This window comes from Stutzerimonas stutzeri, from assembly GCF_051028275.1.
Classification (GTDB): domain Bacteria; phylum Pseudomonadota; class Gammaproteobacteria; order Pseudomonadales; family Pseudomonadaceae; genus Stutzerimonas; species Stutzerimonas stutzeri_AS.
On record NZ_CP069269.1, the window covers coordinates 2631874 to 2653505 of the forward strand.

At 56.9% G+C, this 21632-nt stretch carries 20 protein-coding genes; 12 read left to right on the plus strand and 8 right to left on the minus strand.

The window, feature by feature from the left end; genetic code table 11:
• Window positions 1-3: 3 nt before the first annotated feature.
• From JQR87_RS11990 to JQR87_RS12000, 3 genes are all read left to right on the plus strand, one after another.
• Window positions 4-402, plus strand: coding sequence for a GFA family protein (locus tag JQR87_RS11990; protein WP_407296900.1), 399 nt, complete (start codon window positions 4-6; stop codon window positions 400-402).
• A gap of 47 nt (window positions 403-449) precedes the next feature.
• Complete coding sequence (locus tag JQR87_RS11995) at window positions 450-1628, plus strand: vWA domain-containing protein (RefSeq protein ID WP_407296898.1); 1179 nt, start codon at window positions 450-452, stop codon at window positions 1626-1628.
• Window positions 1629-1707: 79 nt separating this feature from the next.
• On the plus strand, window positions 1708-2193 hold the full coding sequence (locus JQR87_RS12000; RefSeq protein ID WP_407296896.1) for a hypothetical protein: 486 nt from the start codon (window positions 1708-1710) through the stop codon (window positions 2191-2193).
• Here the strand turns inward: JQR87_RS12000 and JQR87_RS12005 are convergent.
• The 3 genes from JQR87_RS12005 to JQR87_RS12015 are packed head-to-tail and all read right to left on the minus strand — an operon-like array spanning window position 2168 to window position 4001.
• Complete coding sequence (locus JQR87_RS12005) at window positions 2168-2707, minus strand: DUF2937 family protein (protein ID WP_407296894.1); 540 nt, start codon at window positions 2705-2707, stop codon at window positions 2168-2170. The genes JQR87_RS12000 and JQR87_RS12005 overlap by 26 nt on opposite strands.
• On the minus strand, window positions 2707-3483 hold the full coding sequence (locus JQR87_RS12010) for a class II glutamine amidotransferase (RefSeq protein ID WP_407296893.1): 777 nt from the start codon (window positions 3481-3483) through the stop codon (window positions 2707-2709). Before JQR87_RS12010 ends, JQR87_RS12005 begins: the two co-directional genes overlap by 1 nt.
• 50 nt (window positions 3484-3533) lie before the next feature.
• Complete coding sequence (locus tag JQR87_RS12015) at window positions 3534-4001, minus strand: MFS transporter (protein ID WP_407296892.1); 468 nt, start codon at window positions 3999-4001, stop codon at window positions 3534-3536.
• 206 nt (window positions 4002-4207) lie between these two features.
• Here JQR87_RS12015 and JQR87_RS12020 point away from each other — a divergent pair, with 206 nt between their 5' ends.
• Complete coding sequence (locus JQR87_RS12020; RefSeq protein ID WP_407296890.1) at window positions 4208-4648, plus strand: universal stress protein; 441 nt, start codon at window positions 4208-4210, stop codon at window positions 4646-4648.
• 28 nt (window positions 4649-4676) lie between these two features.
• On the opposite strand, the gene JQR87_RS12025 is transcribed toward JQR87_RS12020, so the two are convergent.
• The gene (locus tag JQR87_RS12025) at window positions 4677-5369 is read right to left on the minus strand and encodes a DUF6901 family protein (RefSeq protein ID WP_407296888.1); all 693 of its coding nucleotides are present in this window, start codon (window positions 5367-5369) and stop codon (window positions 4677-4679) included.
• A 124-nt stretch (window positions 5370-5493) separates the two neighbouring features.
• Window positions 5494-7410: an ATP-binding cassette domain-containing protein gene (locus JQR87_RS12030; RefSeq protein ID WP_407296886.1), complete on the minus strand. Its 1917-nt coding sequence runs from the start codon at window positions 7408-7410 to the stop codon at window positions 5494-5496.
• 284 nt (window positions 7411-7694) lie between these two features.
• Between JQR87_RS12030 and JQR87_RS12035 the strand changes: the two genes are divergently transcribed.
• Window positions 7695-9623: a transglycosylase SLT domain-containing protein gene (locus JQR87_RS12035; protein ID WP_407296884.1), complete on the plus strand. Its 1929-nt coding sequence runs from the start codon at window positions 7695-7697 to the stop codon at window positions 9621-9623.
• A 110-nt stretch (window positions 9624-9733) separates the two neighbouring features.
• Here the strand turns inward: JQR87_RS12035 and JQR87_RS12040 are convergent, their stop codons facing one another.
• The 3 genes from JQR87_RS12040 to yegS all read right to left on the minus strand — a co-directional run bounded on the left by JQR87_RS12040 (window position 9734) and on the right by yegS (window position 12550).
• On the minus strand, window positions 9734-10537 hold the full coding sequence (locus tag JQR87_RS12040; RefSeq protein ID WP_407296881.1) for an MOSC domain-containing protein: 804 nt from the start codon (window positions 10535-10537) through the stop codon (window positions 9734-9736).
• A 28-nt stretch (window positions 10538-10565) separates the two neighbouring features.
• Window positions 10566-11498, minus strand: a complete 933-nt coding sequence (locus JQR87_RS12045; protein WP_407296880.1) for a chemotaxis protein CheV — start codon at window positions 11496-11498, stop codon at window positions 10566-10568.
• Between the two features lie 122 nt (window positions 11499-11620).
• A complete protein-coding gene (yegS, locus tag JQR87_RS12050; RefSeq protein WP_407296878.1) occupies window positions 11621-12550 on the minus strand; it encodes a lipid kinase YegS in 930 nt (309 codons plus the stop codon).
• A 375-nt stretch (window positions 12551-12925) separates the two neighbouring features.
• Between yegS and JQR87_RS12055 the strand changes: the two genes are divergently transcribed.
• From JQR87_RS12055 to JQR87_RS12085, 7 genes are all read left to right on the plus strand, one after another.
• On the plus strand, window positions 12926-14362 hold the full coding sequence (locus JQR87_RS12055) for an undecaprenyl-phosphate glucose phosphotransferase (RefSeq protein WP_407296877.1): 1437 nt from the start codon (window positions 12926-12928) through the stop codon (window positions 14360-14362).
• A gap of 160 nt (window positions 14363-14522) precedes the next feature.
• Window positions 14523-14960, plus strand: a complete 438-nt coding sequence (locus JQR87_RS12060; RefSeq protein ID WP_407296875.1) for a low molecular weight protein-tyrosine-phosphatase — start codon at window positions 14523-14525, stop codon at window positions 14958-14960.
• Between the two features lie 15 nt (window positions 14961-14975).
• Entirely contained in the window at window positions 14976-17186 is a 2211-nt protein-coding gene (locus tag JQR87_RS12065; protein ID WP_407296872.1) for a polysaccharide biosynthesis tyrosine autokinase, read from the plus strand.
• Between the two features lie 212 nt (window positions 17187-17398).
• Entirely contained in the window at window positions 17399-18400 is a 1002-nt protein-coding gene (locus JQR87_RS12070; RefSeq protein WP_407297726.1) for a glycoside hydrolase family 5 protein, read from the plus strand.
• A 323-nt stretch (window positions 18401-18723) separates the two neighbouring features.
• Entirely contained in the window at window positions 18724-19980 is a 1257-nt protein-coding gene (locus tag JQR87_RS12075) for a hypothetical protein (RefSeq protein WP_407296870.1), read from the plus strand.
• Complete coding sequence (locus JQR87_RS12080) at window positions 19940-20824, plus strand: glycosyltransferase family 2 protein (RefSeq protein ID WP_407296868.1); 885 nt, start codon at window positions 19940-19942, stop codon at window positions 20822-20824. The genes JQR87_RS12075 and JQR87_RS12080 overlap by 41 nt, the downstream gene beginning before the upstream one ends.
• Window positions 20814-21575 carry a WecB/TagA/CpsF family glycosyltransferase gene (locus tag JQR87_RS12085; RefSeq protein ID WP_407296866.1) on the plus strand — a complete coding sequence of 254 codons (762 nt, stop codon included), beginning with the start codon at window positions 20814-20816 and terminating at the stop codon, window positions 21573-21575. Before JQR87_RS12080 ends, JQR87_RS12085 begins: the two co-directional genes overlap by 11 nt.
• Window positions 21576-21632 lie beyond the last annotated feature (57 nt).

The window sequence follows — 21632 nt, forward strand, 5'->3', positions numbered from 1 at the left end:
TCCATGCAAACGTATACCGGTAGTTGCCTCTGCGGCGTCGTTCGCTATCGCATTGACGCGCCCATCAACGAGCTGACCCATTGCCACTGCAAAATGTGTCGCAAGGCCCACGGCGCGGCCTTTGCCACTTATGCAGGCGTGCCGCTGGATGCGTTTCACTTTCTCTCAGGCAAGGACCAGCTGGGCGTCTATCACTCGTCCGAACACGTGACGCGGACATTCTGCATTCGCTGCGGCTCCAATTTGCAATTCGTCGACAACCGCGAGCATGAGCTCGGCGTTGCTGCCGGCACGCTCGACTCGCCTTTGCCCGCCCCGCCTCAAGCGCATATTTTCGTGGGCTCGAAGGCGGACTGGTACGAGATCCGCGACGGACTGCCTGTCCACGACAAAGATCGCTGACCACTAATTACAAGGTGCCGCGCTGACGGCACACCTGAGGTTCTGCCATGTTGCTTGGCCTGTTCAATGAGATGCGCGCCGCCAAGGTTCCGGTATCGGTCCGCGAATTGCTCGATCTGATCAATGCGTTGAAACACAACGTCGTTTTCTCCAACATGGACGAGTTCTACTACCTGTCGCGAGCGATTCTGGTAAAGGACGAGCGGCACTTCGACAAATTCGATCGCGCCTTCGGCGCCTACTTCAAAGGCCTGGAAAATCTAGATCAGCACATCGAGGCGTTGATCCCGGAAGAGTGGCTGCGCAAGGAGTTCGAGCGCTCCTTGAGCGATGAGGAGCGAGCCAAGATCGAGTCGCTAGGCGGGCTGGACAAGCTGATCGAGGAATTTAAGAAGCGCCTCGAGGAGCAGAAAGGAAAGCATGCCGGTGGGAACAAGTGGATCGGCACGGGCGGCACCAGTCCGTTCGGCTCCGGCGGCTACAACCCTGAAGGCATCCGCATCGGTGACGCGGGCAAGCGCCAAGGCAAGGCTGTAAAGGTCTGGGATCAGCGCGAGTATAAGAACCTCGACGATCAGGTCGAGCTGGGTACGCGCAATATCAAGGTCGCACTGCGCCGACTGCGCAAGTTTGCGCGCCAGGGCGCTCAGGACGAACTGGACCTGGACGGCACCATCGACCACACCGCGAAGGACGGCGGTCTGCTGAACATCCAGATGCGACCCGAGCGTCGCAACGCCGTGAAACTGCTGATCCTGTTCGACATCGGCGGCTCGATGGATGCCCATGTAAAGGTCTGCGAAGAGTTGTTTTCGGCCTGTAAGACCGAGTTCAAGCACCTCGAGTATTTCTACTTTCACAACTTCATCTACGAGTCGGTCTGGAAAAACAACTTTCGCCGCACGTCCGAACGCACCTCCACCCTGGATCTGCTGCACAAGTACGGGGCCGACTACAAGGTTGTGTTCGTCGGCGATGCTGCCATGGCACCCTACGAGATCACCCAGCCAGGCGGCAGCGTCGAGCATTGGAACGAGGAAGCAGGCTACGTCTGGATGCAGCGTTTCATGGAAAAGTACAAGAAGCTCATCTGGATCAACCCCTACCCAAAAGACACCTGGGGCTACACCTCGTCCACGGGCATCATCCGCGACTTGCTGGAAGACCGCATGTACCCTCTGACCTTGAGCGGGCTTGAGGAAGGCATGAAGTTTTTGTCGAAATAGGCTGTTATTGCCCAGCGCTGCAAGGACGCAGTAGATGAATCCACGATCTGCCCACTGGGCCGTCACAGCCCTTACGGCATTGACCACCGCCGGCGCGCTGCAGGCGGCTGTTAATTCGTCAGATGGGTCTGCCAGACCGATTGTCAGTGCCAGCGCACCCGCGATAGCCCGCTTTTTAGTCGAGCATCAACAGCCAATCAACATCGCGAACCTCGTCGTTTCGGCTTCGCTGCTGATCTGGTGGCTGATGGCAACAGCCAAGCCAACTCACCGGCCAGCGTTGAGGCTGGCAAATGCCGCGTTCGGTAGCTGGGTACTGGTCCAGATGATCCTGATCTGGGCGGCTGTATTAGGCGTTTTGCAACAGGTGTCGGGTTTACCCGATCAGGAACCCTTAACAGCGGCCCTGCGAATCATCGAGGCCACGCGGCTGAAATGGTTGATCCCGGCAAGTTTCTCATTTCCGTTCCTGCAGATTGGTCTGGGGGAATGGGCCTACCACCGCGGTGCGTGTTCAGCGAGAATTCAGGCGACTCAACCTATCGCTTCGGCGCAGGCGGGATAGCCGTCCGGCGCCGGCGTCGATAGCGCTGAGGGGACAGAGCCTGACGAAGCAAAACGAACAGGCTTTCGATGATCCATGCGAGCAGCAGCGCGCAGCTTATGCCCCAAGCGATCGCCTCGGGCGCGAGCATCACCTGAAAGCGGTAGCTGTCCCAGACTTGACGTCTCATCGTCTCGTCCGCGCCGACCAACACGTGCCAGGCCTGCGCATACCAAGGCCCCTCCATGATCCGCCATTCACGATCGAGCAATCGTGCGCGTTCGACCAAGGCCGAAACACTCCGCGCATCGCTCTGGATTACCGGATCTGCGCTGGCTCGGTAGTGTTCGACTAGCGCATTCAGATCCCCCTGAAAGAAGCGCCCAGCGGTGTCCTGGAAGCCAACCAACCCCTGATGCGCCTCGAGTCGACGCGCTTCGACGTGATTTGCATAGGACTGAATAAAGCCTGGTATCTGGATCCCGACCAGCAAGCCCAAGGCGAACAAGGTCAAACGCAGATAGCTTCTCAGCATCACGCCACCTGCCCGCGCGCCACACATTCACCCAGCCGCCAGAGAGTCCATTCGCCCGAGCGATGAATGTCCCATTGTTCATTGTCGGTCAGCGGCTCGGTTGCCAATACCGTTACCACATCGTTTGGGGTGGTTTCGGCATTGAAGTCCACGGTGAGCTCAGCATCCTTCAGTTGCGCCGGGCCGAATGGCGCCCGCCGGGTTATCTGCGCAAGCTTGGTAGAACAGAAGCTGAACAACCATTCGCCATTGCTCAGCAGGCAGTTGAACACGCCTTTGGAGCGGTAGCCGGCACAGGCTTCGAGCAAACGTGGGAGTAGATCCTCAGCCTCGACCCTCTCGGGAAAATCGCTACGAACCCGATTGAGCAGATCACAGAACGCCGCTTCGCTGTCGGTATCGCCAACAGGTCGGTAGAAGCCTCGCGGCGGGTCGAAATCTGCCAATTGGCCGTTGTGGGCAAAGCACCAGTGCTGGCCCCACAACTCACGGACAAAGGGGTGTGTATTGACCAGCGCGACCTTCCCTACGTTGGCGTGACGGATGTGACCGATAACCACCTGGCTTTTGATCAGGTAGTGCTGGACCATCTTCGCCACTTCGGATTCGCAACTGGCCACAGGATCCTGGAACAGACGCAAGCCGCGGCCTTCGTAGAAGGCAATTCCCCAACCATCCTTGTGCGGGCCGGTACGTCCACCGCGCTGCATGAGCCCGGTAAAACTGAAATGAATGTCAGTCGGTACGTTTGCACTCATGCCGAGCAGTTCACACATGCACTACCTCCCGATAGGTCCTGCTGCGTCTGGAGCTGAGAAATACGAATTTAGAGCCTGGGTTCAGTCCGTGTCTGATAGCGGCCAGCTGGGCGATAGCTGTCTTCCTCATCGTCTTCGAGCCGTTCGCGCAGCGTGCGCGAGTCCTCATGCCCGTCCGACTCGCTCCGGCGCTGCTGCAGACGGCGCTCGATCGGCCAGCGCACGGCCACGAACACCGCATACAGCGCGAATGCGATCAATCCGTAGAGTGCAAGATCAGCTACAGCACGCCAGGCATTACTGCCAACCTTGAACAACATGTCCAGTGCAGTGATGGCAACAGCCGGTGCATATAGGTCTTTAGCCGGATCGACGATCGTGGGGGTCAACAGCACAATGGCCATGATCAGCCGCAACGGCTCCCGAAGCCAGCGCCACATAGGCCGAGTGATGCGAAACCAGACCAGCAGGCAGCCTAGCGCGGCGACACCATAAACGGACCAGGCAAGTAGGTATTCATTCTGAAGTAGGAACATGGCGATCTCTAGGCAGACCGGAGGAAGCACCGGCATTAACGCCGGTCATGATAACAGTCGTAACCCGCGGCACGGGTAGTCACCTGATGCGATGCACGCTAGTCATCAGGCGTTCAACGCCGTATAAACCCTGAAAAAAACGTCGCTGCCCATACCGCGTGCCGAGAAGCCATACTTGTCGCAACTGACATATCAGGAGATTCATCATGATCTACCAGCATATTCTGGTCGCCACAGACCTGAACGAGGATTGCCATCCGGTAGTAGCCCGGGCGCAGGCGCTGGCAACCGCCAGCGGTGCGAAACTGGCGCTGGTCCATGTGATAGAGCCCATGGCCATGGCCTTTGGTGGCGACGTACCGATGGATCTTTCAATGCTGCAGCAACAGCAGTTCGACCAGGCCCGTGAGCGCCTGGCGGGATTCGCCGACCGTTACCCAGGGCTGACCGCCGAACAACGACATCTGGCGTACGGTCAGCCGCGCCAGGAAGTGCACCGATTGGCCAAGGAGCAGGGCTGCGATCTGGTGGTGGTCGGCAGCCATGGCCGGCACGGCCTGGCGTTGCTACTCGGCTCGACGTCCAACGACATTCTGCATGGTGCGCCATGCGATGTGCTCGCGGTGCGCTTGAAGAAACCCGAATAAGCCGTTGCCCTGGCCTGAGTCGCTTGGCTCAGGCCGTTTCGACACCCTCTCCCGCGCTCATCACAAGCGGCCGAATCTTTTGCAGCTGGGTTTCCAATGAGTAAGTCAGGCTTGATGCCATGGAGAAAAACGCCAGGAAGGCTTTGAGGTTCGAGTCCCCTTGGCAGGTATCGTGGATGCGCTGCCAGAAAGCCTGATTAACCAGCTGCAACTGCTGGAACGACCGCACCAACCCTCGCAACTCCCAGTCGGCATGTCGACCTTCGCGCAGGTTGAAGTACTGTCGCGCCAGATAGAGCGATACCGCTCGCAGAACGAACTCCTGATTACTCGCAAATGGCAGGTGCTGCTGGGCCATCGGCTTGAGGCGACTCAGTATCGGGCATGCGCTGGTGGCCATGATCACACCCAGCAACGCGCGCAGTCCCTCATCCAGCCCGACCAGCTTGTTGTACTCCCGCTCGGGCGTACCGACAAGCACCTGTGCTTTACGAATTGCAGGCAGGCCTTGGAAATCCTCAATGACTCGATGCAGGTCCACTGCTGCAGGGCAATGGCTGAACTCATCACGACTCAACGGGCAGTTACTGCACTGCTGGTGATCCAGGCGTGTCCATCTCGGAGCTTGCTTCGCGGCCTCATGATCAAAGACACGGTCCGGCTCTATGCGGTAGCTGAACTCATGCTCGTCATCGAGAATGATGCGGTATTCAATTGCCATCTATGCTCCGTCTGCTGGCAGATGTCTTGACTTCACGACGTCCCGCTCACACGTAGACGTGTCGCTCCGCACATACTGGGTATGTGCGGCTCTAACATGCCGAGCCCGCGTCATCGCGCGAGACTCAGTCTTCCAGCTCGGCCCAACGCTCGAGAAGCCCATCAAGCTCAAGTTGCATCGCTTCGAGTTTGGCGATGGTTTCTCCGGTTCGCTCAGCGCTCTGCTGATAGAAGTTCGGTTGCGCCATCTCCTCCTGTAACGCAGCGATTGTTTTTTCAGCTTCGTCGATCCGGCCCGGCAGCGCTTCCAGTTCGCGTTGCACCTTGTAGCTCAGCTTCTTCTTCGCCGGGGCGGGCTCGGCAGGCGCTGACGGCGCAGCTGGTTTGGCCTGCGCTGCCTCGGCTTTTGCTTCTTTGCTCTCCTTGCCTTCAGCTACCCCGAGCAGCTTCACCGAGCCACCCTGACGCAGCCAGTCCTGATAGCCCCCTACATATTCGCGAACCACTCCATTGCCTTCGAACACCAGCGTGCTCGTCACCACGTTGTCGAGAAAGGCCCGGTCGTGGCTGACCATCAGCACCGTGCCCTGGAAACTCAGCAGCACCTCTTCCAAGAGTTCCAGAGTTTCCACGTCGAGGTCGTTAGTCGGTTCGTCGAGGACCAGCAGGTTGGACGGCTTGCTGAAGAGCTTTGCCAGCAAGAGCCGTGCCCGCTCACCGCCAGAGAGCGCCTTGACTGGCGTACGCGCGCGCTGCGGACTGAACAGAAAGTCACCCAGATAGCTAAGCACATGGCGGTTCTGGCCATCGATGGTGATGAAGTCGCGACCTTCTGCAACGTTGTCGATCACCGTCTTCTCCAGCTCCAGCTGGTGACGCAGTTGGTCAAAATACGCCACTTCCAGCTTGGTGCCGGCTTCAACCGAGCCGCTAGTAGGCTCCAGTTCGCCCAGTAGTAACTTGAGCAGCGTGGTCTTGCCCGTGCCGTTGGCACCCAGCAAGCCGATACGGTCACCGCGCTGAAGCACCATCGAGAAGTCGCGAACCAGCAATTCGCCCCCCGGGTGCCCGAAACTCGCATGCTCCACGACAATGACCTGCTTGCCCGACTTTTCAGCCGCATCGATCTGGATATTGGCCTTGCCCTGGTGCTCGCGTCGTTCGCTGCGTTCGGCACGCAGCGCTTTGAGCGCACGCACGCGGCCCTCGTTGCGGGTGCGGCGCGCCTTGATACCCTGACGAATCCAGACTTCTTCCTGAGCAAGCTTTTTATCGAACAGTGCGTTGGCGGTTTCCTCAGCTGCCAATTGCTGTTCTTTGTGCACCAGGAAGCTGGCGTAGTCGCCGTTCCAGTCGATCATGTGGCCGCGGTCGAGCTCCAGAATCCGGGTCGCAAGATTTTGCAGGAAGGCGCGGTCGTGAGTGATGAAGAGCACCGCACCATTGAATCCGGTCAGCGCCTCTTCGAGCCAGGCAATGGCGCCGATGTCCAGATGGTTGGTCGGCTCGTCCAGCAGCAGCAGATCCGGCTCGGATACCAGTGCCTGCGCCAGTAGCACACGCCGACGCCAACCGCCGGACAGCTCGGCGAGGGTTTTGTCGGCCGGGAGCTGCAAGCGGCTCAAGGTGCTGTCGACCAACTGCTGCAGACGCCAACCATCTTTGGCTTCGAGCTCTTGCTGAACATGCATGAGCTTGTCGAGGTCGGCCTCGTTTTGAATGTTCTGGCTCAGATGGTGATAGTCGGCGAGCAGCTGCCCCACCCCCGCAAGGCCTTCAGCCACGACGTCGAACACGGCGCGTCCGTCTGCGACAGGCAACTCCTGGGGCAACTCGCCAATCTTCAAACCCGGCGCACGCCAGATCTCGCCATCGTCTGGCAGCTGGCTGCCCTTGACCAGGCTGAGCATGCTGGATTTGCCGGTGCCGTTACGGCCGATGATGCACACCCGCTCACCCCGCGCAATCTGCCAGGACACTCCATCGAGCAATGGATTGTTGCCATAGGCGAGGGACACATCGGTCAACTTGAGCAGGGTCATGACTACCTCCGGTAAACAGGGCGCGCATTCTAACAGAGGCGCCGCGTAACCGGGCTGTACCCGTCGCCTGGCAGCGCCTTTCGGCAAGCTTCGAGGCGGTTGCGTTTAGGTGGCCGAGCGCGCTGAATCGGGCGAGCTGAGGTGGGCAAGACCGCAAGACGGGATGACGCTCGTCGGAAGTTTCGTTCAGACGCTCTCCATCGCTTAATCCTCGTTTAACTGCTTGACCGGCCAAGCTAAGCTAGCGGCGGAATTTCTCCTGTACCCCCGTCATCGGAAGTCTCATGCGCGGTCGACTCTCCAGCATCTGTTTGTGTCTTTTTTTATCTGTCGTCACCCTCGAAACCGCTCATGCCGCAACGTTGCAACAGCAACGTCAGCTTTACGACGAAGCCAAGCGGGCATTGGCAAAAGGCGACAGCGGACCCTATCGACGGTACGCCAGTGAGCTGCGCGACTATCCGCTCGAGCCCTACCTGGCCTATGACGACCTGACCGCACGACTCAAAAGCGCCAGCAATGAGGAGGTTGAAAAGTTTCTCGCCGAGCACGGTGACTTGCCGCAGGCCAGCTGGATGAAGCTGCGCTGGCTGCGGTTGCTGGCTGCGCGCGGCGACTGGCGCCCCTTCGTCGCCCACTACGACCCGAAGATGAACTTCACCGAGCTTGACTGCCTGCACGGTCAATACCAGCTCATCAGCGGGCAGAAAGAACAAGGCTTCGCCACGGCGCAGGAGCTCTGGCTGGTCGGTAAATCTCAGCACAACGCTTGCGATGCGCTGTTCGAGCGCTGGGAGGCGGCCGGGCAGCTCACCGAAGAACTGCGGTGGAAACGCACCAAGCTGGCCGTAGAGAGCGGTAACTACTCCTTGGCCAAGTTTCTGATCAAAAGCCTGCCGACGCTCAAGCGACAAGGCGATTTGCTGGTAGACGTAGCGCAGAAGCCACAATTGCTGAGCCAGCCAGATCGCTTCACACCGCCGACCGAGGCCATGGCTGACGTGGTGGCGATCGGCTTGCGTCGACTCGCCAGACAAGACCCTGAAAAAGCCTTGGGCTTGCTCGATAACTATGCCCGCCGGATGTCCTTCTCGTCGGATGAAAAGGTCGCCATTGCGCGGCAGATTGGGCTTACCCTGGCCAAGCGCTTCGATCCGCGCGCCCTGGACGTCATGATCGATTACGATCCCGACCTTCGCGACAACACCGTCAGCGAGTGGCGCGCACGCCTGCTGTTGCGATTGGGCCGCTGGCAGGACGCGTACGATCTGATCCAGAGGTTCCCTGCAGAGCTAGCCGACACCAACCGCTGGCGCTACTGGAAGGCCCGCAGCTTTGAGCTGGCGCGCCCCAACGACAAGCAGACAGCCCTGCTGTACAAGCCAGTCGCGACCGAGCGGGATTTCTATGGGTTTCTTTCTGCCGATCGCATCCAGGCACCGTACAAGCTCAACCATCAGCCGCTTGCGCTCGACGCGCAACTTGTAGAAAAGGTACGCAACACGCCTGGTATTCGTCGCGCCATGGAGTTTCACGCGCGTGGTCAGATCGTCGATGGACGTCGAGAGTGGTATCACGTGAGCCGCCTGTTCAATCGTGACGAGCTCGTTGCTCAGGCACGCATGGCTTATGACCTGGAATGGTATTTCCCAGCCATCCGAACCATCAGCCAGGCAAAATACTGGGATGATCTGGATATTCGCTTTCCGATGCCCTACCGCAACAAGCTTGTCAGCGCAGCGAAGGCGCGCGAGATTCATCCGAGCTGGGTGTTTGCAATCACCCGGCAGGAAAGCGCCTTCATGACCGACGCACGCTCTGGTGTAGGCGCAAGCGGGCTGATGCAACTCATGCCAGCTACGGCCAAGGAGACGGCGAAGCGGTTCAACATCCCGCTCGCGTCCCAGCGGCAAGTGCTGGACCCGCATACCAACATTCAACTGGGCGCAGCCTATCTCAGTCAGATCTACGGTCAGTTCAAGGGCAACCGCGTGCTCGCATCGGCCGCCTATAATGCAGGTCCGGGCAGGGTTCGCCAGTGGCTAAAGAATGCGAAGCATCTACCCTTCGACGTCTGGGTCGAGAACATCCCGTTCGACGAAACTCGCCAGTACGTGCAGAACGTGCTCACTTATTCGGTGATTTACGGGCAGAAGCTAAACGCGCCGCAGCCACTTGTGGAATGGCATGAGCGCTACTTCGAAAGCCAATGAACACGCCGCCGGATCGCCGGTGTAACCAGCGATTCGGCGTAGAACGAACGGTTGTTAACTGTATTCAGTGATAAGGCAAGCCAGGAAGCGGGCCCAGGATATGCGTCTTGTTATTCCAGGATTTCAACCGGCATGCCTACTTCCAGCTGCCCCGTCCCGTCAGCGATGAGGTTCTGACCGAAGAACACACCACCCTCGCCTTTTCGATACGTCATCAAGCTAGCCAGTGGCTCTCTGTCAGGACTGCGCTCAGCTGTCAGCGGATCGACGGTAGGAATGACGCAGCGCGTACATGGCTTCACCACGCGAAACTCGATGGCGCCGATGCGGATACGGCGCCAGCTGTCCTCCGCGTAAGGCGCTGTACCCGCTACCACAAGGTTCGGTCGGAACCGAAGCATGTCGAGTGGGCGTCCGATACGCGCGCAAAGATCATCGAGCGACGCCTGGCCGATCAGCAAGAACGGAAAGCCATCGCTGAAAGCGGTTCTTTCGCCTGGCTGCGCATAACCCTGATCGATCTGAATCCCTCGTTCCGTTGGCAGATACACAAGCCGGGCTGGACGGCCCAGTAGTCGAGTCAGCCAAGCCGCAGCATCATCGCCGGCATCAGGTACCCTCAGACTATCGCGCCAGATCACCACGCCGCGCTCGTCAGCCAGCGGCTCGGGCACCTTGACCAACAGCGACTCCATATCCGGCGCGTCGAGTCGTACCAGCTGTTCGTTCTGCCAACGCGCCTGTAGTACCGCCATTTGCGGCAGCACACGCTGAGAAAGGAACTTGCCTGAATCTGCGTCGACGACCATCCAGCGACGATCGCCAACCAGCCCAAGCACATCGCTGCTAGCCTGCTCGATCTTTTCTCCGGCACCGGATTTCAGAGGGAAGCGGTAGAGCGATGAAAGATGCATTCGATTGGAGCCTCAGGCAGATGCGCAGTTAACCTTTCTCATCCAGCAACAGCCGTTCCCGGATGACGTCGACCAGTTTCTCCGGCTGGAACTTGGAAAGGAAGTTATCGCAACCTACTTTCTGCACCATCGCCAGGTTGAAGCTTCCCGACAAGGAGGTATGGAGCACCACGTAAAGATCGCGTAGACGAGGGTCGTTTCGAATCTCGGTGGTGAGGCGGTAGCCATCCATCTCCGGCATCTCGGCATCGGTAAAAACCATCAACAACCGATCAGTAAGCACTTCACCGGCATCAGCCCAGGCTTTGAGCTTGTTCAGGCCCTTCATGCCGTCGCTTGCGGTGTGCACGGTGATGCCGAGCTGACTCAGGGTTTCGCGCAGCTGCGACAACGCTACCGTCGAATCGTCGACGCAGAGCACCTCGCGACCGCGGGCGCGCTCAAGCACTGGATCTTTCAGACGATCCGGCGAAATGCTGGTGTCGTATGGCACGATTTCGGCTAGCACTTTCTCGACATCGATCACCTCGACCAGCTGATCGTCGACCTTGGTAATCGCGGTCAGGTAATGCTGGCGACCCGCTGTGGTTGGAGGCGGCAACACCTCTTCCCAGTTGAGATTGAGGATGCGGTCCACTCCACCGACCAGAAACGCCTGAATGGAACGGTTGTATTCGGTCACGATGATGGTGCTGCGCTCATCCGGAACCAGTGGGCGCAGGCCGATGGCACGCGACAGGTCGATAACCGGCAGCGTCTGGCCGCGGAGGTTGACCACGCCACAAACCGAACTGTGTCGGTGCGGCATCAACGTCATCTTAGGCAGCTGCACCACCTCTTGGACCTTGAACACGTTGATGGCAAATTTTTGCCGGCCAGAGAGCCGGAACATGAGAATCTCCAGGCGATTCTGCCCCACCAATCGGGTGCGTTGATCGACTGACTCTAGAATGCCGGCCATTGCGGGCTCCTTGGCGAATACGGACTTCAATGATATCGGCCGATCGTGCCCATGCTTTATCGATCAGCTAGCGATTTATTCCCCAGCGGCGTGTCGCTGGGCACCAAGGCGACCTGGACCGGTCATGCAAGTGGTTCATCCTGTTCGATAAGCGGCTCGTCGCGCAGAAGTGGGCTGTCTACAGGCAGATGAAGCCGCAGCGCCCGACGCTTGACACCAAAGCACATACGCTTCGCAGCAAAGGGCTCACCGTCGAGATTAATACTGATTTCTTCGGGCGCATCAACTTCAAGCCATGGTGCTCGTGCCTTGACGGAGACAGTGTCGATGCCCAGCAGTCCGCCACTGAGTAACGTACCTAGCGTGCCTACGGTATCGGCAGGCGCCGGAACGATGCAGATATCGAGCAACCCATCATCAATCGAAGCCTGGGGACAAAGCTGCTGCCCACCACCGGACTGACGCCCATTGCCAATGCCCAAGGCGAGAAATTCGCCCTCCCAGCTGAACCCCGGCGCCACGAAATGCCCCCATGTGGAGCGCAATTCGCTGAAGCGAGACAAGCCGGTCAATAGATAGGCGCTTCCGCCCAGTACCCGCTTCAACTCCGACGGCGTTGTCGCCGTGACCTTGGAGCCGAAACCTCCTGTCGCCATGTTCATGAACACGTCGCCATTCATCTCGCCGACGTCTACCCAAACCGGCTCTCGATTGAGCAAGGTGAGTGCATCGAATGGTTCTAGCGGAATCTCTGCCGCATGAGCAAAGTCGTTGGCGGTGCCCATTGGTAACACCGCCAGACTCGCATCGACTCCACTGTCGACTAGAGCTTGCGCCATTTCTCGGAGCGTACCGTCGCCGCCACCCGAGACCAAGGTCCGATAACCCGCCTCAAGCGCCTCCCGTACCAGCCGAGCGGTGTCCCCCGACTCCCAGGTCACCCGCACGGCGAGGTCGTTTCCGAGCCGCCGCCATTCATGAACGGCTGCCCTTAGCTCTTCATTGAGCCCCTGCTTGCCATGAAGCACGAGCAATGCCTTGGATTCATTCATGCCGATATTCCATTCATCCGTTCTGATGTGCGCAGATAGACCCGATTCTGCCTCATAAAGTTGTCGGGACGCGGCGTACCGGGGCTTAAGCCGCAGGCAATGGGCTGCATACCATCGGTCAGAAACGAGGCCTCCCAACGAGCCGCTTAAGACTGCTTCGATTGATTTTTCTTTTGCTGGTCAGTTAGTTACGAGGCCCATTTAATTCTTTTCGGGCAAACCGCCCTCTCTAGGCATTTTGTGAACTCATCTCAGCAGCGGCGGTCGGAGCACTAGTCCAGATGGAGGTTGCAATAGCCGCCTGCCATCAGAACCGCGGATCGCGGCGATCAAATCGAGTATTGAGCTAGCAATAGCCGTAGGAAGGAGCCTTGTATGCGCTTACAGTCCGTTGGAACCCTTGAATACGCCCACCCCAGTTTCGTTGATTACTTTTTAGCCAGCATTCGCCTGATTCACGGGCTGACCGCTGTGCTGCCGGGCGTTCTGTTGCTGCTTTTTCTGCCCCTCGATTTACCTGCCGGCGGAGGCACCTTCAGCACTTTCCTGATGTTCTTCGGCGTCATCAGCGTAGTCATCTTCCAGTCGGTAGGCATCTACAGTGAGGAAGTGTTCAGTACGCTGCTGCGCTTCCGCACCATGCTCGTCGCTTGGGCGGCGGCTTTCAGTCTGATGATTTTCATGCACCAGGGCCTTGGCATGTTCGACTATCTCGAAGCCAAGCACCTGACCTTCTGGTTTGTCACCAGCGGCATCCTCTTCGGGGCTGAGCGGTTGATGATGCTCGCCTTGTTCCGCCGTCTGATGTCGAAAGGGGTGTATCTGCAGAACGCCGTCATTCTGGGTGGCACCGACAACGGTGTGCGGGTTGCCGAATATCTGGCCCATCATCGCGATATTCGCACCGGTGTCCTTGGATTCATCGACGACCGCCTCGAGCGCCTTCCGAAAACACTTGCGGATCTACCCTTGCTTGGCAACACCCGCGACCTGGAACAGATGATCCGCGAAGAAAAGGTAACCCAGGTGTTGGTCGCATTGCCTTGGTTCGCTGACAGCCGGATTGGCCAGGTCATCAATGAACTGCGCAAGCTTCCGGTTAACGTATTGCTCGTTCCGGATATGGTCGCCTTCCGCCATGCGAACAAGCGCATCACCGAAGTGGGCGGTTTGCCGACTCTGATCGCTTCAGACCTGCCGCTACGTGGCTGGTCCCCGATGTTCAAGCGCATCGAAGACATCGTTCTTTCAAGCGTTGCACTTCTGGCAGCCGCTCCGGTGATGCTGCTACTGGCCCTGGCAATCAAGCTCGACTCGCCCGGCCCGGTCCTGTTCAAACAGAAGCGCTATGGTTACAACAACCGGCTGATCGAAGTCTTCAAGTTCCGCTCGATGTATCACGCCAAGTCGGATGCCAATGCCGAGCGCCAGACCACTCGTAACGATGACCGTATCACCCGAGTGGGTCGGTTTATTCGTAAAACCAGTCTCGATGAGTTGCCACAGCTGTTGAATGTATTTCTGGGCAGCATGTCGATGGTTGGCCCCCGCCCCCATGCAACCGCGACGAAAGCGGCAGGTGTTCTTTTCGAAGACGCCGTGTCGGAATATTCCGCTCGCCATCGCGTCAAACCGGGCATCACCGGCTGGGCGCAAATTCATGGCTACCGCGGTGAGACGGACACAGTCGAGAAGATCGAAAAGCGCGTCGAGTATGACCTCGACTATATCGAGCGCTGGTCGGTCTGGTTCGACCTCTACATCCTCGCCCGGACCATCCCTGCTCTGCTGCTCAATAAAGACGTCTACTGACTGCGACGCATCGATCAAAAACCAATTGGCAACTACGCCACATGACATGCGCGCGCGCAGCAGGAAGATTGAACTAATGAAGCGAGCCAATATCACATTTGCGTTCTGTAACAGGCCTGCTTGTGTGCCTTTTGAATCAGGGCTGCGAGGCTGAGCTTAGATGTTCCAGAACATATTGATCGTCTGCGTGGGCAATATATGCAGAAGCCCCGCAGCCGAAGCGTTACTAGCCCACAAATTGCAGGGCAAAGGCTTAACCATCAGCTCTGCAGGCATTGGTGCTTTAGTAGGCAACCCAATGGACAAGACTGCACATGAAGTGCTTACCGACCACGGATTGGAACATGTGTCCCACCGTGCCCGACAGGTCGATAGCGAAATGCTGCACCAGGCGGACCTGATTCTCACGATGGAACAGAGTCACATCCAGCATATCCGCCAGATAGCACCAGAAGTACATGGCAAGACCTTCTTGCTAGGTAAATGGCTGGACGATACGGAGATACCGGACCCTTATCGCCAGTCCAAGCCCGCCTTTGAACATGTTCACAGCCTTTTGACTCAGTCCGTCGAAAGCTGGATTCCTTACCTGAAATAAGAAGAAGGAACTTCAATGACCACCATGCCGCGCCCTATATACGAAACGAAAGAGGACAAGGACATTGATCTTGCGCACCTCTTTGACACTTTTCTGAATAACCGAGCGCTCATACTTGCGATTACCGGTTTCTTCGCAGCGCTCGGCGTCGCCTACGCCCTGCTGGCCACGCCGGTCTATCTCGCCAGCGCCATGATTCAGATCCAGCCGAAAGGCGGATTGCCGAGCCTCACCGACGTGGTGGGTACCGCGCCCGCCGTTTCGCCTGCACAAACCGAGATTGCCCTGCTCAAGTCGCGTTCGGTTGTTGGCGGAGCGGTCGAGGATCTGAACCTCGATATCATCATCGAGCCCCACCACTTCCCGATCATTGGCGGCTACATATACCGCGGATTCGAACCCACCGAAGAAGGCGAGCTGGGCTGGTATCCGGAGGGCTTCGAAGCCTACGCCTGGGGTGGCGAGTCGCTGCGCGTCACGCAATTGATCGTGCCAGACCAGATGCATGGGGAAGAGCTGACGCTGGAAGCTGCCGAGAACAATGGCTTCATCCTGCGCGACCCCGACGGTGAGGTCGTGGTACAGGGCATCGTCGGCGAGCCAATCGAAACGCCGGATTATGGAATCACCGTAGCGGAGCTGAACGCACGTCCGGGCACCACCTTTTCCGTAGTGAAAAACCGTACCTACGCCACCACCGAGGATTATCAGAATCGCCTGAACGCCGGTGAGCGCGGCAAACAGTCCGGCATTCTGAACGTGACATTGGAAGACAAGGATCCAGCCAAGGCTGTAAGGGTACTCGAGGCCGTTGCTCAGCGTTACGTCGACCAGAACATTGCGCGCAATGCGGCAGAAGCGACCCAAAGCCTGGAGTTTCTGAGTGAGCAGGTGCCAGAAGTGCGCAAGAAGCTGGACGCAGCGCAAACGGCTCTGAACGAGTTCCAGACCGGCAATCGGTCGGTGGATATCTCTGCAGAAACCCAGTCGGTACTCGACCGGATCGTAGACCTCGAAAGTCAGATTTCAGAGCAGAACCTCAAACGCACCGAGATGGAAAGTCGGTTTACCCGCCAGCACCCGAATTTCCAGGCACTGATGAACCAGATCAATCAGCTGCAGGCGCAGAAGACTGAACTGGAGAAGCAGATTGGCACCCTGCCGTCCACCCAGCAGGAACTGCTACGCCTGAACCGGGACGTCGAAGTGTCCTCGGAAACCTATTCGATGCTGCTGAACAAGACTCAGGAGCTGGACATTATCCGCGCCGGTACGGTGGGCAACGTGCGCATCGTCGACCATGCAGCTGCTGATATCGACCAGCCGATCAAACCGAACAAACCCCTGATTGTCATCGTAGCTACCTTGCTGGGCGCGATCCTTGCCGTCGCCTTCGTCTATGTTCGCGAAGCGCTCAAGCGCGGCGTGGAAAATCCTGAGGAGATCGAGCGCGTTGGCATTCCCGTCTATGCGGCGATTCCATTCAGCGAAAAACAGGGCCAGCTGGAAAAGCGTCTGGCCAATTTCAAGCGCGACAAGAGCAGCGCCTCGTATCTGCTTTCGATCAACGATCCAGCCGATCTAGCGACCGAAGCCATGCGCAGCCTGCGCACTAGCCTGCACTTCGCAATGATCGAGGCGAAGAACAACATTCTCATGGTCACCGGCCCAAGCCCGGCAGTGGGCAAATCGTTCGTGACCAGCAACCTCGCTGCGGTAATCGCGCAATCGGGCAAGAAAGTACTGCTGATCGACGCAGACATGCGTAAGGGCTATCTACACAAGGTCATGCGTTGTCAGGGTGAAAAAGGTCTTTCCGACATTCTGTCTGGTCGCATCACGCTGTTCGATGCCATTCAGAAAACCCAGTTGAACAACATGCACGTGATCACTCATGGACAGCTTCCGCCCAACCCTTCGGAACTGTTGATGCACGAGAACTTCTCGCGCTTCGTCAAGGAGATCAGCAGCATGTACGACCTGGTGATCTTCGACACTCCGCCAATCCTGGCCGTAACCGACGCCGCACTGGTTGGCAGCCAAGCCGGCACCACGCTGATGGTCACGCGCTACGGCCTCAACGGCGTCAAGGAAATCGAGTTTGCCAAGCGCCGACTTGAGCAAAACGGCATCTTGGTTAAGGGCGTGATATTCAACGCTGTGGTCCGTAAGGCCTCTACCTACAGTGAATACGGTTATTACCAGTACGAGTATCAAAGCAAGTAACGCGAGCCGAGATATCTAATATCGCTTCGTAAGCTCGGCTGCAATCGTCTCCACCCTGCCCCTCCCGATCCGTTCTCCTTTTTGGAGAACGGATCGCACCTCGACTGGAACTCTACACGCCCTGAGCGAAAAGGCTACTGGAGCTATCTGTGACCATGGAAAATCACTATTACCCTTCGCTGTTTGGCTTCGCAAAATTGCTCGCGGGGCTAATGCTTGCAGGATGTGTATCGCTTGCACATGCTCAGCCTGACGAAAAGAAAACCGGCATTGATCTTATCGGGATCAACATGTCGGGGGCCAACTTCGCTCCCCATATAACGCCTGGGAAAGTCGGCACTAACTATTTCTACCCAGATAAACGTTACTTTGAGTATTACGCAAGCAAGAACATCAGGTTGATACGTTTTCCATTCATCTGGGAGCGCCTGCAACATGACCTTTATAAAGGCGTTAACTTTGACCAGATGCGGCTCCTCAAACGAACCCTCGACTTCGCGGCCGAATACGACCAGAAAGTCATTTTGGATATGCACAACTATGCCCGGTACAAGGGCAAGCTGATTGGCTCCGCTGCCGTTCCTTACGAAGCCTACGCAAACGTCTGGCGCAAGCTTGCATCGGAATTCAAAGACCATCCCGCGCTTTTCGGCTACGACATCATGAACGAGCCCCACTCCACCAAAGGGCTGTGGCCGGCCGCTGCGCAAGCGGCAGTCGACGCTATCCGCCAGGTCGATATGGAAACCTTGATATTTGTCGAAGGTGACCGTTGGGCCAGCACGTTCCATTGGCGCAAGGTCAACGAGGATTTTCTGATCGAAGACCCGGCCGACAAACTCGTTTACGAAGGTCACCTTTACTTGGACAAGGACTTTTCGGGTCGCTACGCGAAAGATGAAAAGGTTGACCCGATGTTGGGCGTGGAGCGGGCTCGGCCGTTCGTCGAGTGGTTGAAGGAAAACAACCTGAAGGGCTTCCTGGGCGAGTACGGTGTCCCCGGTCACTCCGAGTCGATGCTGATCGCTATGGATAACCTGCTCGGCTACCTCAACGAAAACTGCATTCCGAGCGCTTATTGGGCAGGCGGGCCGGGTTGGGGGAAATATGTTCTAGCGGTCGAACCTGTTGACGGCAAAGACAGACCGCAAATGAACGTGATGCAGAAACACATTTCCAACAGCTGCACGGAGTTCGGTCCTACCTCTGATTGAGCGGACATGCAGTGATCGATAGCCAACAGCAGGGTGTGAGGCTGTTCAGAAAGTTTTGCCAAAGCCCAACAATGAACGCAACCCTGCCGCGACTCGCTTGTCCAACCTAGACCTTCACGTCGAACGGCTTAATGCGAGCGGAACTCAGACAGCTCAGCACCGTCGAATGTGACTGGTTACGTCGTGAGACGACGCGCTGACTTCAGCGATAAGTAGAGCGACGACGCGCAGAGCATTAACCAACGTGGTGATGCTGTAGAAAAGCTTGAGTTTGTGGCGGCTCAGTGGCACTGGAATGGAAAAGCACCGAAGGACCCAGGTGAATGACAAACATAAGCTCAAGATTCTTTTTTTTGCCGTTGACCGTGCTAGCGATCATCTTGCACTTTTCCGTATTCGGCGACAGCACGCACAACCCGATTGGTTTCAAATTCCTCAATGAAGCCTATCTTGCCGTTTGCCTTGGGTTTGCAGTTCTGCTGATTCTTTCAAGCACTGAAGACGCATCGAGGGAATTTCGTATTCTGATGTATTACGCGTTTTACAGCGTAGTCGTCTTCACTGTTCTGCCAGCCATTTTTTCCTATTTCACGTTTGGCCAACCCATAACCTACGGTCTGATCGAAGAGCGGAGAATCCTGTTTACGTTTGGGTTTGTACCGCTGCTTTTGCTTGCCAAGCACATCAGCACTCGCCAGTTTGAACATGCGCTCATCTATGCCGCACTTACGGCCGTCTTCTTATCCTGGTGCTTCAAGTTCGGACTGCTCCCGGATCTACGTGAAGAGCAAACGTCATGGGATCGCCCGGATCGCTCCTCAATCGGGCCTTTCCTGATCTGTTTTGCCTATTTCTACAGCATCCAGATATGGGCAAAAGGGAAGTCACCTATCAATGGTGAGCGACGCCAGCGAAATGTGTATCTCGTTATAGCAGCAGTACTCCTGCTGACCTTGGTATTCGCAACGCAAACCCGCCAGCTCATTGTCCTATGCTTGGCGTTCACGCTGTTTTCACTAAGAGCCAAGGCCGTTGTTTGGGCAGCCTCTCTTTGCGTCCTTCTGTCTCCGCTCTACTTCTATCCCGAATTGCTGGAAATCCTGGGGTTGAACGTCGAGTTCTACGAGAGCAGTCTGGACGGCGATGTGGAGGATGGTGTTCGGCCACATACGATTGCATCTGTCTTCAGTCATTTGAATTTGGTGAGCTGGCTACCCAGCGGATCCTTATCACTGATGTGGCAAGACGGCTTCATCCCCTATTTCGGTGAGCACTTCTTCCTTTCCGACATCGGCATTATTGGCACACTGTTTCGCTTTGGTTTTCTAACATTCCTACTGGTCCCGCTGACGCTATTCGTCTACCTGCGCATCGCTCGTAGCATCAATAGCGACATGGAATTCGTTTATCCGGTAATGCTTGCCTTTTTTGTGATATGGCCACTCAACGGACTTTTTGAATATACCCAACCAGTAATCTGCATGCTTTTCGTCTTACACGCTCTACGGGCCCGCCATCTCCGCAGCAAGGAACGAGTACATGAACGTCGCACTTATTCTCAACTACAAGGCTGCTACTGAAACTATCAGCTGCGCAGAGAGCTTGTTGAAACATTGCGCGACGATTGGCCATATCGTCATCATCGACAATGATTCAAGGGACGGCTCCGCCCTCGCCCTTCAAAACTGGTTGGATGAAAAAGCCTGTTCAAACGTGACCCTATTATGTAACCCCGACAACAGCGGTTATGCCGGTGGCAACAATTACGGGTTGCGCTGGGCAATGGAACATCTGAATCCCAAGTATTTCTGGGTGATCAATAACGATACCTATGTTGACAGCGATGCCTTCTCCCCCCTACTGGAAGCGCTGCAGCGTAACGATCGCCAATTCGTCGGCTCGCTCGTACTAAGCGCTGACACTGGTCGTCTGGAGTGCTACGGCGGTGGGAAGCTTTACCCGATCCTGGGCAAGGCTCGTTTACTTGGGAAAGACCAGAGCATAGAAGCTTCTCAGCAGCAGAACCCAGAGCATGTGCCGGATTACATCATGGGTTGCAGCTTGGCCTTTTCGGCCGCTCTGACTGAGGAAATCGGTCTGATGGACGAAGAATACTTCATGTATTTCGAGGAAGTGGATTGGCAATACCGTGCGAAACGCTTCGGTGTTTCGACGAAGGTGATCCCCGAAAGCCGGTTATATCACTATGGGTCACTGAGTTTGGGTAACCGCTCCGCGTTTTATCACTATTACCGCAACCGCGCAGCCACCCGCTTCAACAAGCGTTTCTATGGCCCGACATTTGCGATTGCGTCCGCGTTCTTGCTGTCGGCCGTTACGACGATCAAGGAATACAAAAATCCCACCCTCGCCTGGTCAGGTATCAAGGGCGCTTTCAAGGGAGTATCAATGAGTGTCGAGTGATACTAATGCGTTCGGAATAGACTTCTATTCTGGCAATAAGAAGACGTTATTGTCCTGCATACGCGAGGGCGTCAAGCAACCCTATTCGTTTGTGGTGACGCCGAACGTCGATCACCTCGTTCAGTTGGAACACGATGACCAGCTGCGTGACGCTTACGCTAAAGCCCGTTGGCGGCTCTGCGACAGCCGAATCTTGTTGTCATTGCTCAGCCGGCTTGGCGTCCACCTGGACGAAGCCATTCCTGGCAGTGACTTGACGCTTGACCTGCTCAAGTGGGCGGACAGTGACCGCTTGAGTGTCGTTCTGATCGGCTCGGCACAGACCGAAGCCGACAAACTTCGAGCCCTTTACCCAGGCATTAATCTTTATCACTACAACCCGCCTATGGGCTTCATAAAGAAGCCAGAAGAAGTGCAGCGGTGTCTGCAGTTTGTTCGGGAACATCCATCCGAACTCGTTCTCTATGCCGTGGGAACACCACGTGGGGAGGTTCTAGCAGCAGCCACTCAGCCTTCCGAACGCACAGGCATGGGATTCAGTATCGGCGCTTCCATTTCCTTCGCGACAGGAACGATCAAGCGGGCCCCGACGTGGATGCGCGAATATAAGCTCGAATGGCTGCATCGCATGTGCATGGAGCCTCGCAGACTAGCCAAACGTTATTGGATTGATGCGTTGTACATCGTGCCTGCTTTTCTAAGAGAGAAAAGCGCCAGACAAAAAGCCAGCCCTGCCAAACAGGAGTCATGATTCAACAAGTTCCAACCACATCAATGCCTATCACCGTGACGAAGTGAAAGGCGATCT

Bases quoted from the DNA above. Each gene is read 5' to 3' on its own strand.
- JQR87_RS11990 (WP_407296900.1), top strand. From the start codon at position 4: ATGCAAACGTATACCGGTAGTTGCCTCTGCGGCGTCGTTCGCTATCGC.
- JQR87_RS11995 (WP_407296898.1), top strand. From the start codon at position 450: ATGTTGCTTGGCCTGTTCAATGAGATGCGCGCCGCCAAGGTTCCGGTA.
- JQR87_RS12005 (WP_407296894.1), bottom strand. From the start codon at position 2,707: ATGCTGAGAAGCTATCTGCGTTTGACCTTGTTCGCCTTGGGCTTGCTG.
- JQR87_RS12010 (WP_407296893.1), bottom strand. From the start codon at position 3,483: ATGTGTGAACTGCTCGGCATGAGTGCAAACGTACCGACTGACATTCAT.
- JQR87_RS12015 (WP_407296892.1), bottom strand. From the start codon at position 4,001: ATGTTCCTACTTCAGAATGAATACCTACTTGCCTGGTCCGTTTATGGT.
- JQR87_RS12020 (WP_407296890.1), top strand. From the start codon at position 4,208: ATGATCTACCAGCATATTCTGGTCGCCACAGACCTGAACGAGGATTGC.
- JQR87_RS12025 (WP_407296888.1), bottom strand. From the start codon at position 5,369: ATGGCAATTGAATACCGCATCATTCTCGATGACGAGCATGAGTTCAGC.
- JQR87_RS12030 (WP_407296886.1), bottom strand. From the start codon at position 7,410: ATGACCCTGCTCAAGTTGACCGATGTGTCCCTCGCCTATGGCAACAAT.
- JQR87_RS12035 (WP_407296884.1), top strand. From the start codon at position 7,695: ATGCGCGGTCGACTCTCCAGCATCTGTTTGTGTCTTTTTTTATCTGTC.
- JQR87_RS12040 (WP_407296881.1), bottom strand. From the start codon at position 10,537: ATGCATCTTTCATCGCTCTACCGCTTCCCTCTGAAATCCGGTGCCGGA.
- JQR87_RS12045 (WP_407296880.1), bottom strand. From the start codon at position 11,498: ATGGCCGGCATTCTAGAGTCAGTCGATCAACGCACCCGATTGGTGGGG.
- yegS (WP_407296878.1), bottom strand. From the start codon at position 12,550: ATGAATGAATCCAAGGCATTGCTCGTGCTTCATGGCAAGCAGGGGCTC.
- JQR87_RS12055 (WP_407296877.1), top strand. From the start codon at position 12,926: ATGCGCTTACAGTCCGTTGGAACCCTTGAATACGCCCACCCCAGTTTC.
- JQR87_RS12060 (WP_407296875.1), top strand. From the start codon at position 14,523: ATGTTCCAGAACATATTGATCGTCTGCGTGGGCAATATATGCAGAAGC.
- JQR87_RS12065 (WP_407296872.1), top strand. From the start codon at position 14,976: ATGACCACCATGCCGCGCCCTATATACGAAACGAAAGAGGACAAGGAC.
- JQR87_RS12070 (WP_407297726.1), top strand. From the start codon at position 17,399: ATGCTTGCAGGATGTGTATCGCTTGCACATGCTCAGCCTGACGAAAAG.
- JQR87_RS12075 (WP_407296870.1), top strand. From the start codon at position 18,724: ATGACAAACATAAGCTCAAGATTCTTTTTTTTGCCGTTGACCGTGCTA.
- JQR87_RS12080 (WP_407296868.1), top strand. From the start codon at position 19,940: ATGAACGTCGCACTTATTCTCAACTACAAGGCTGCTACTGAAACTATC.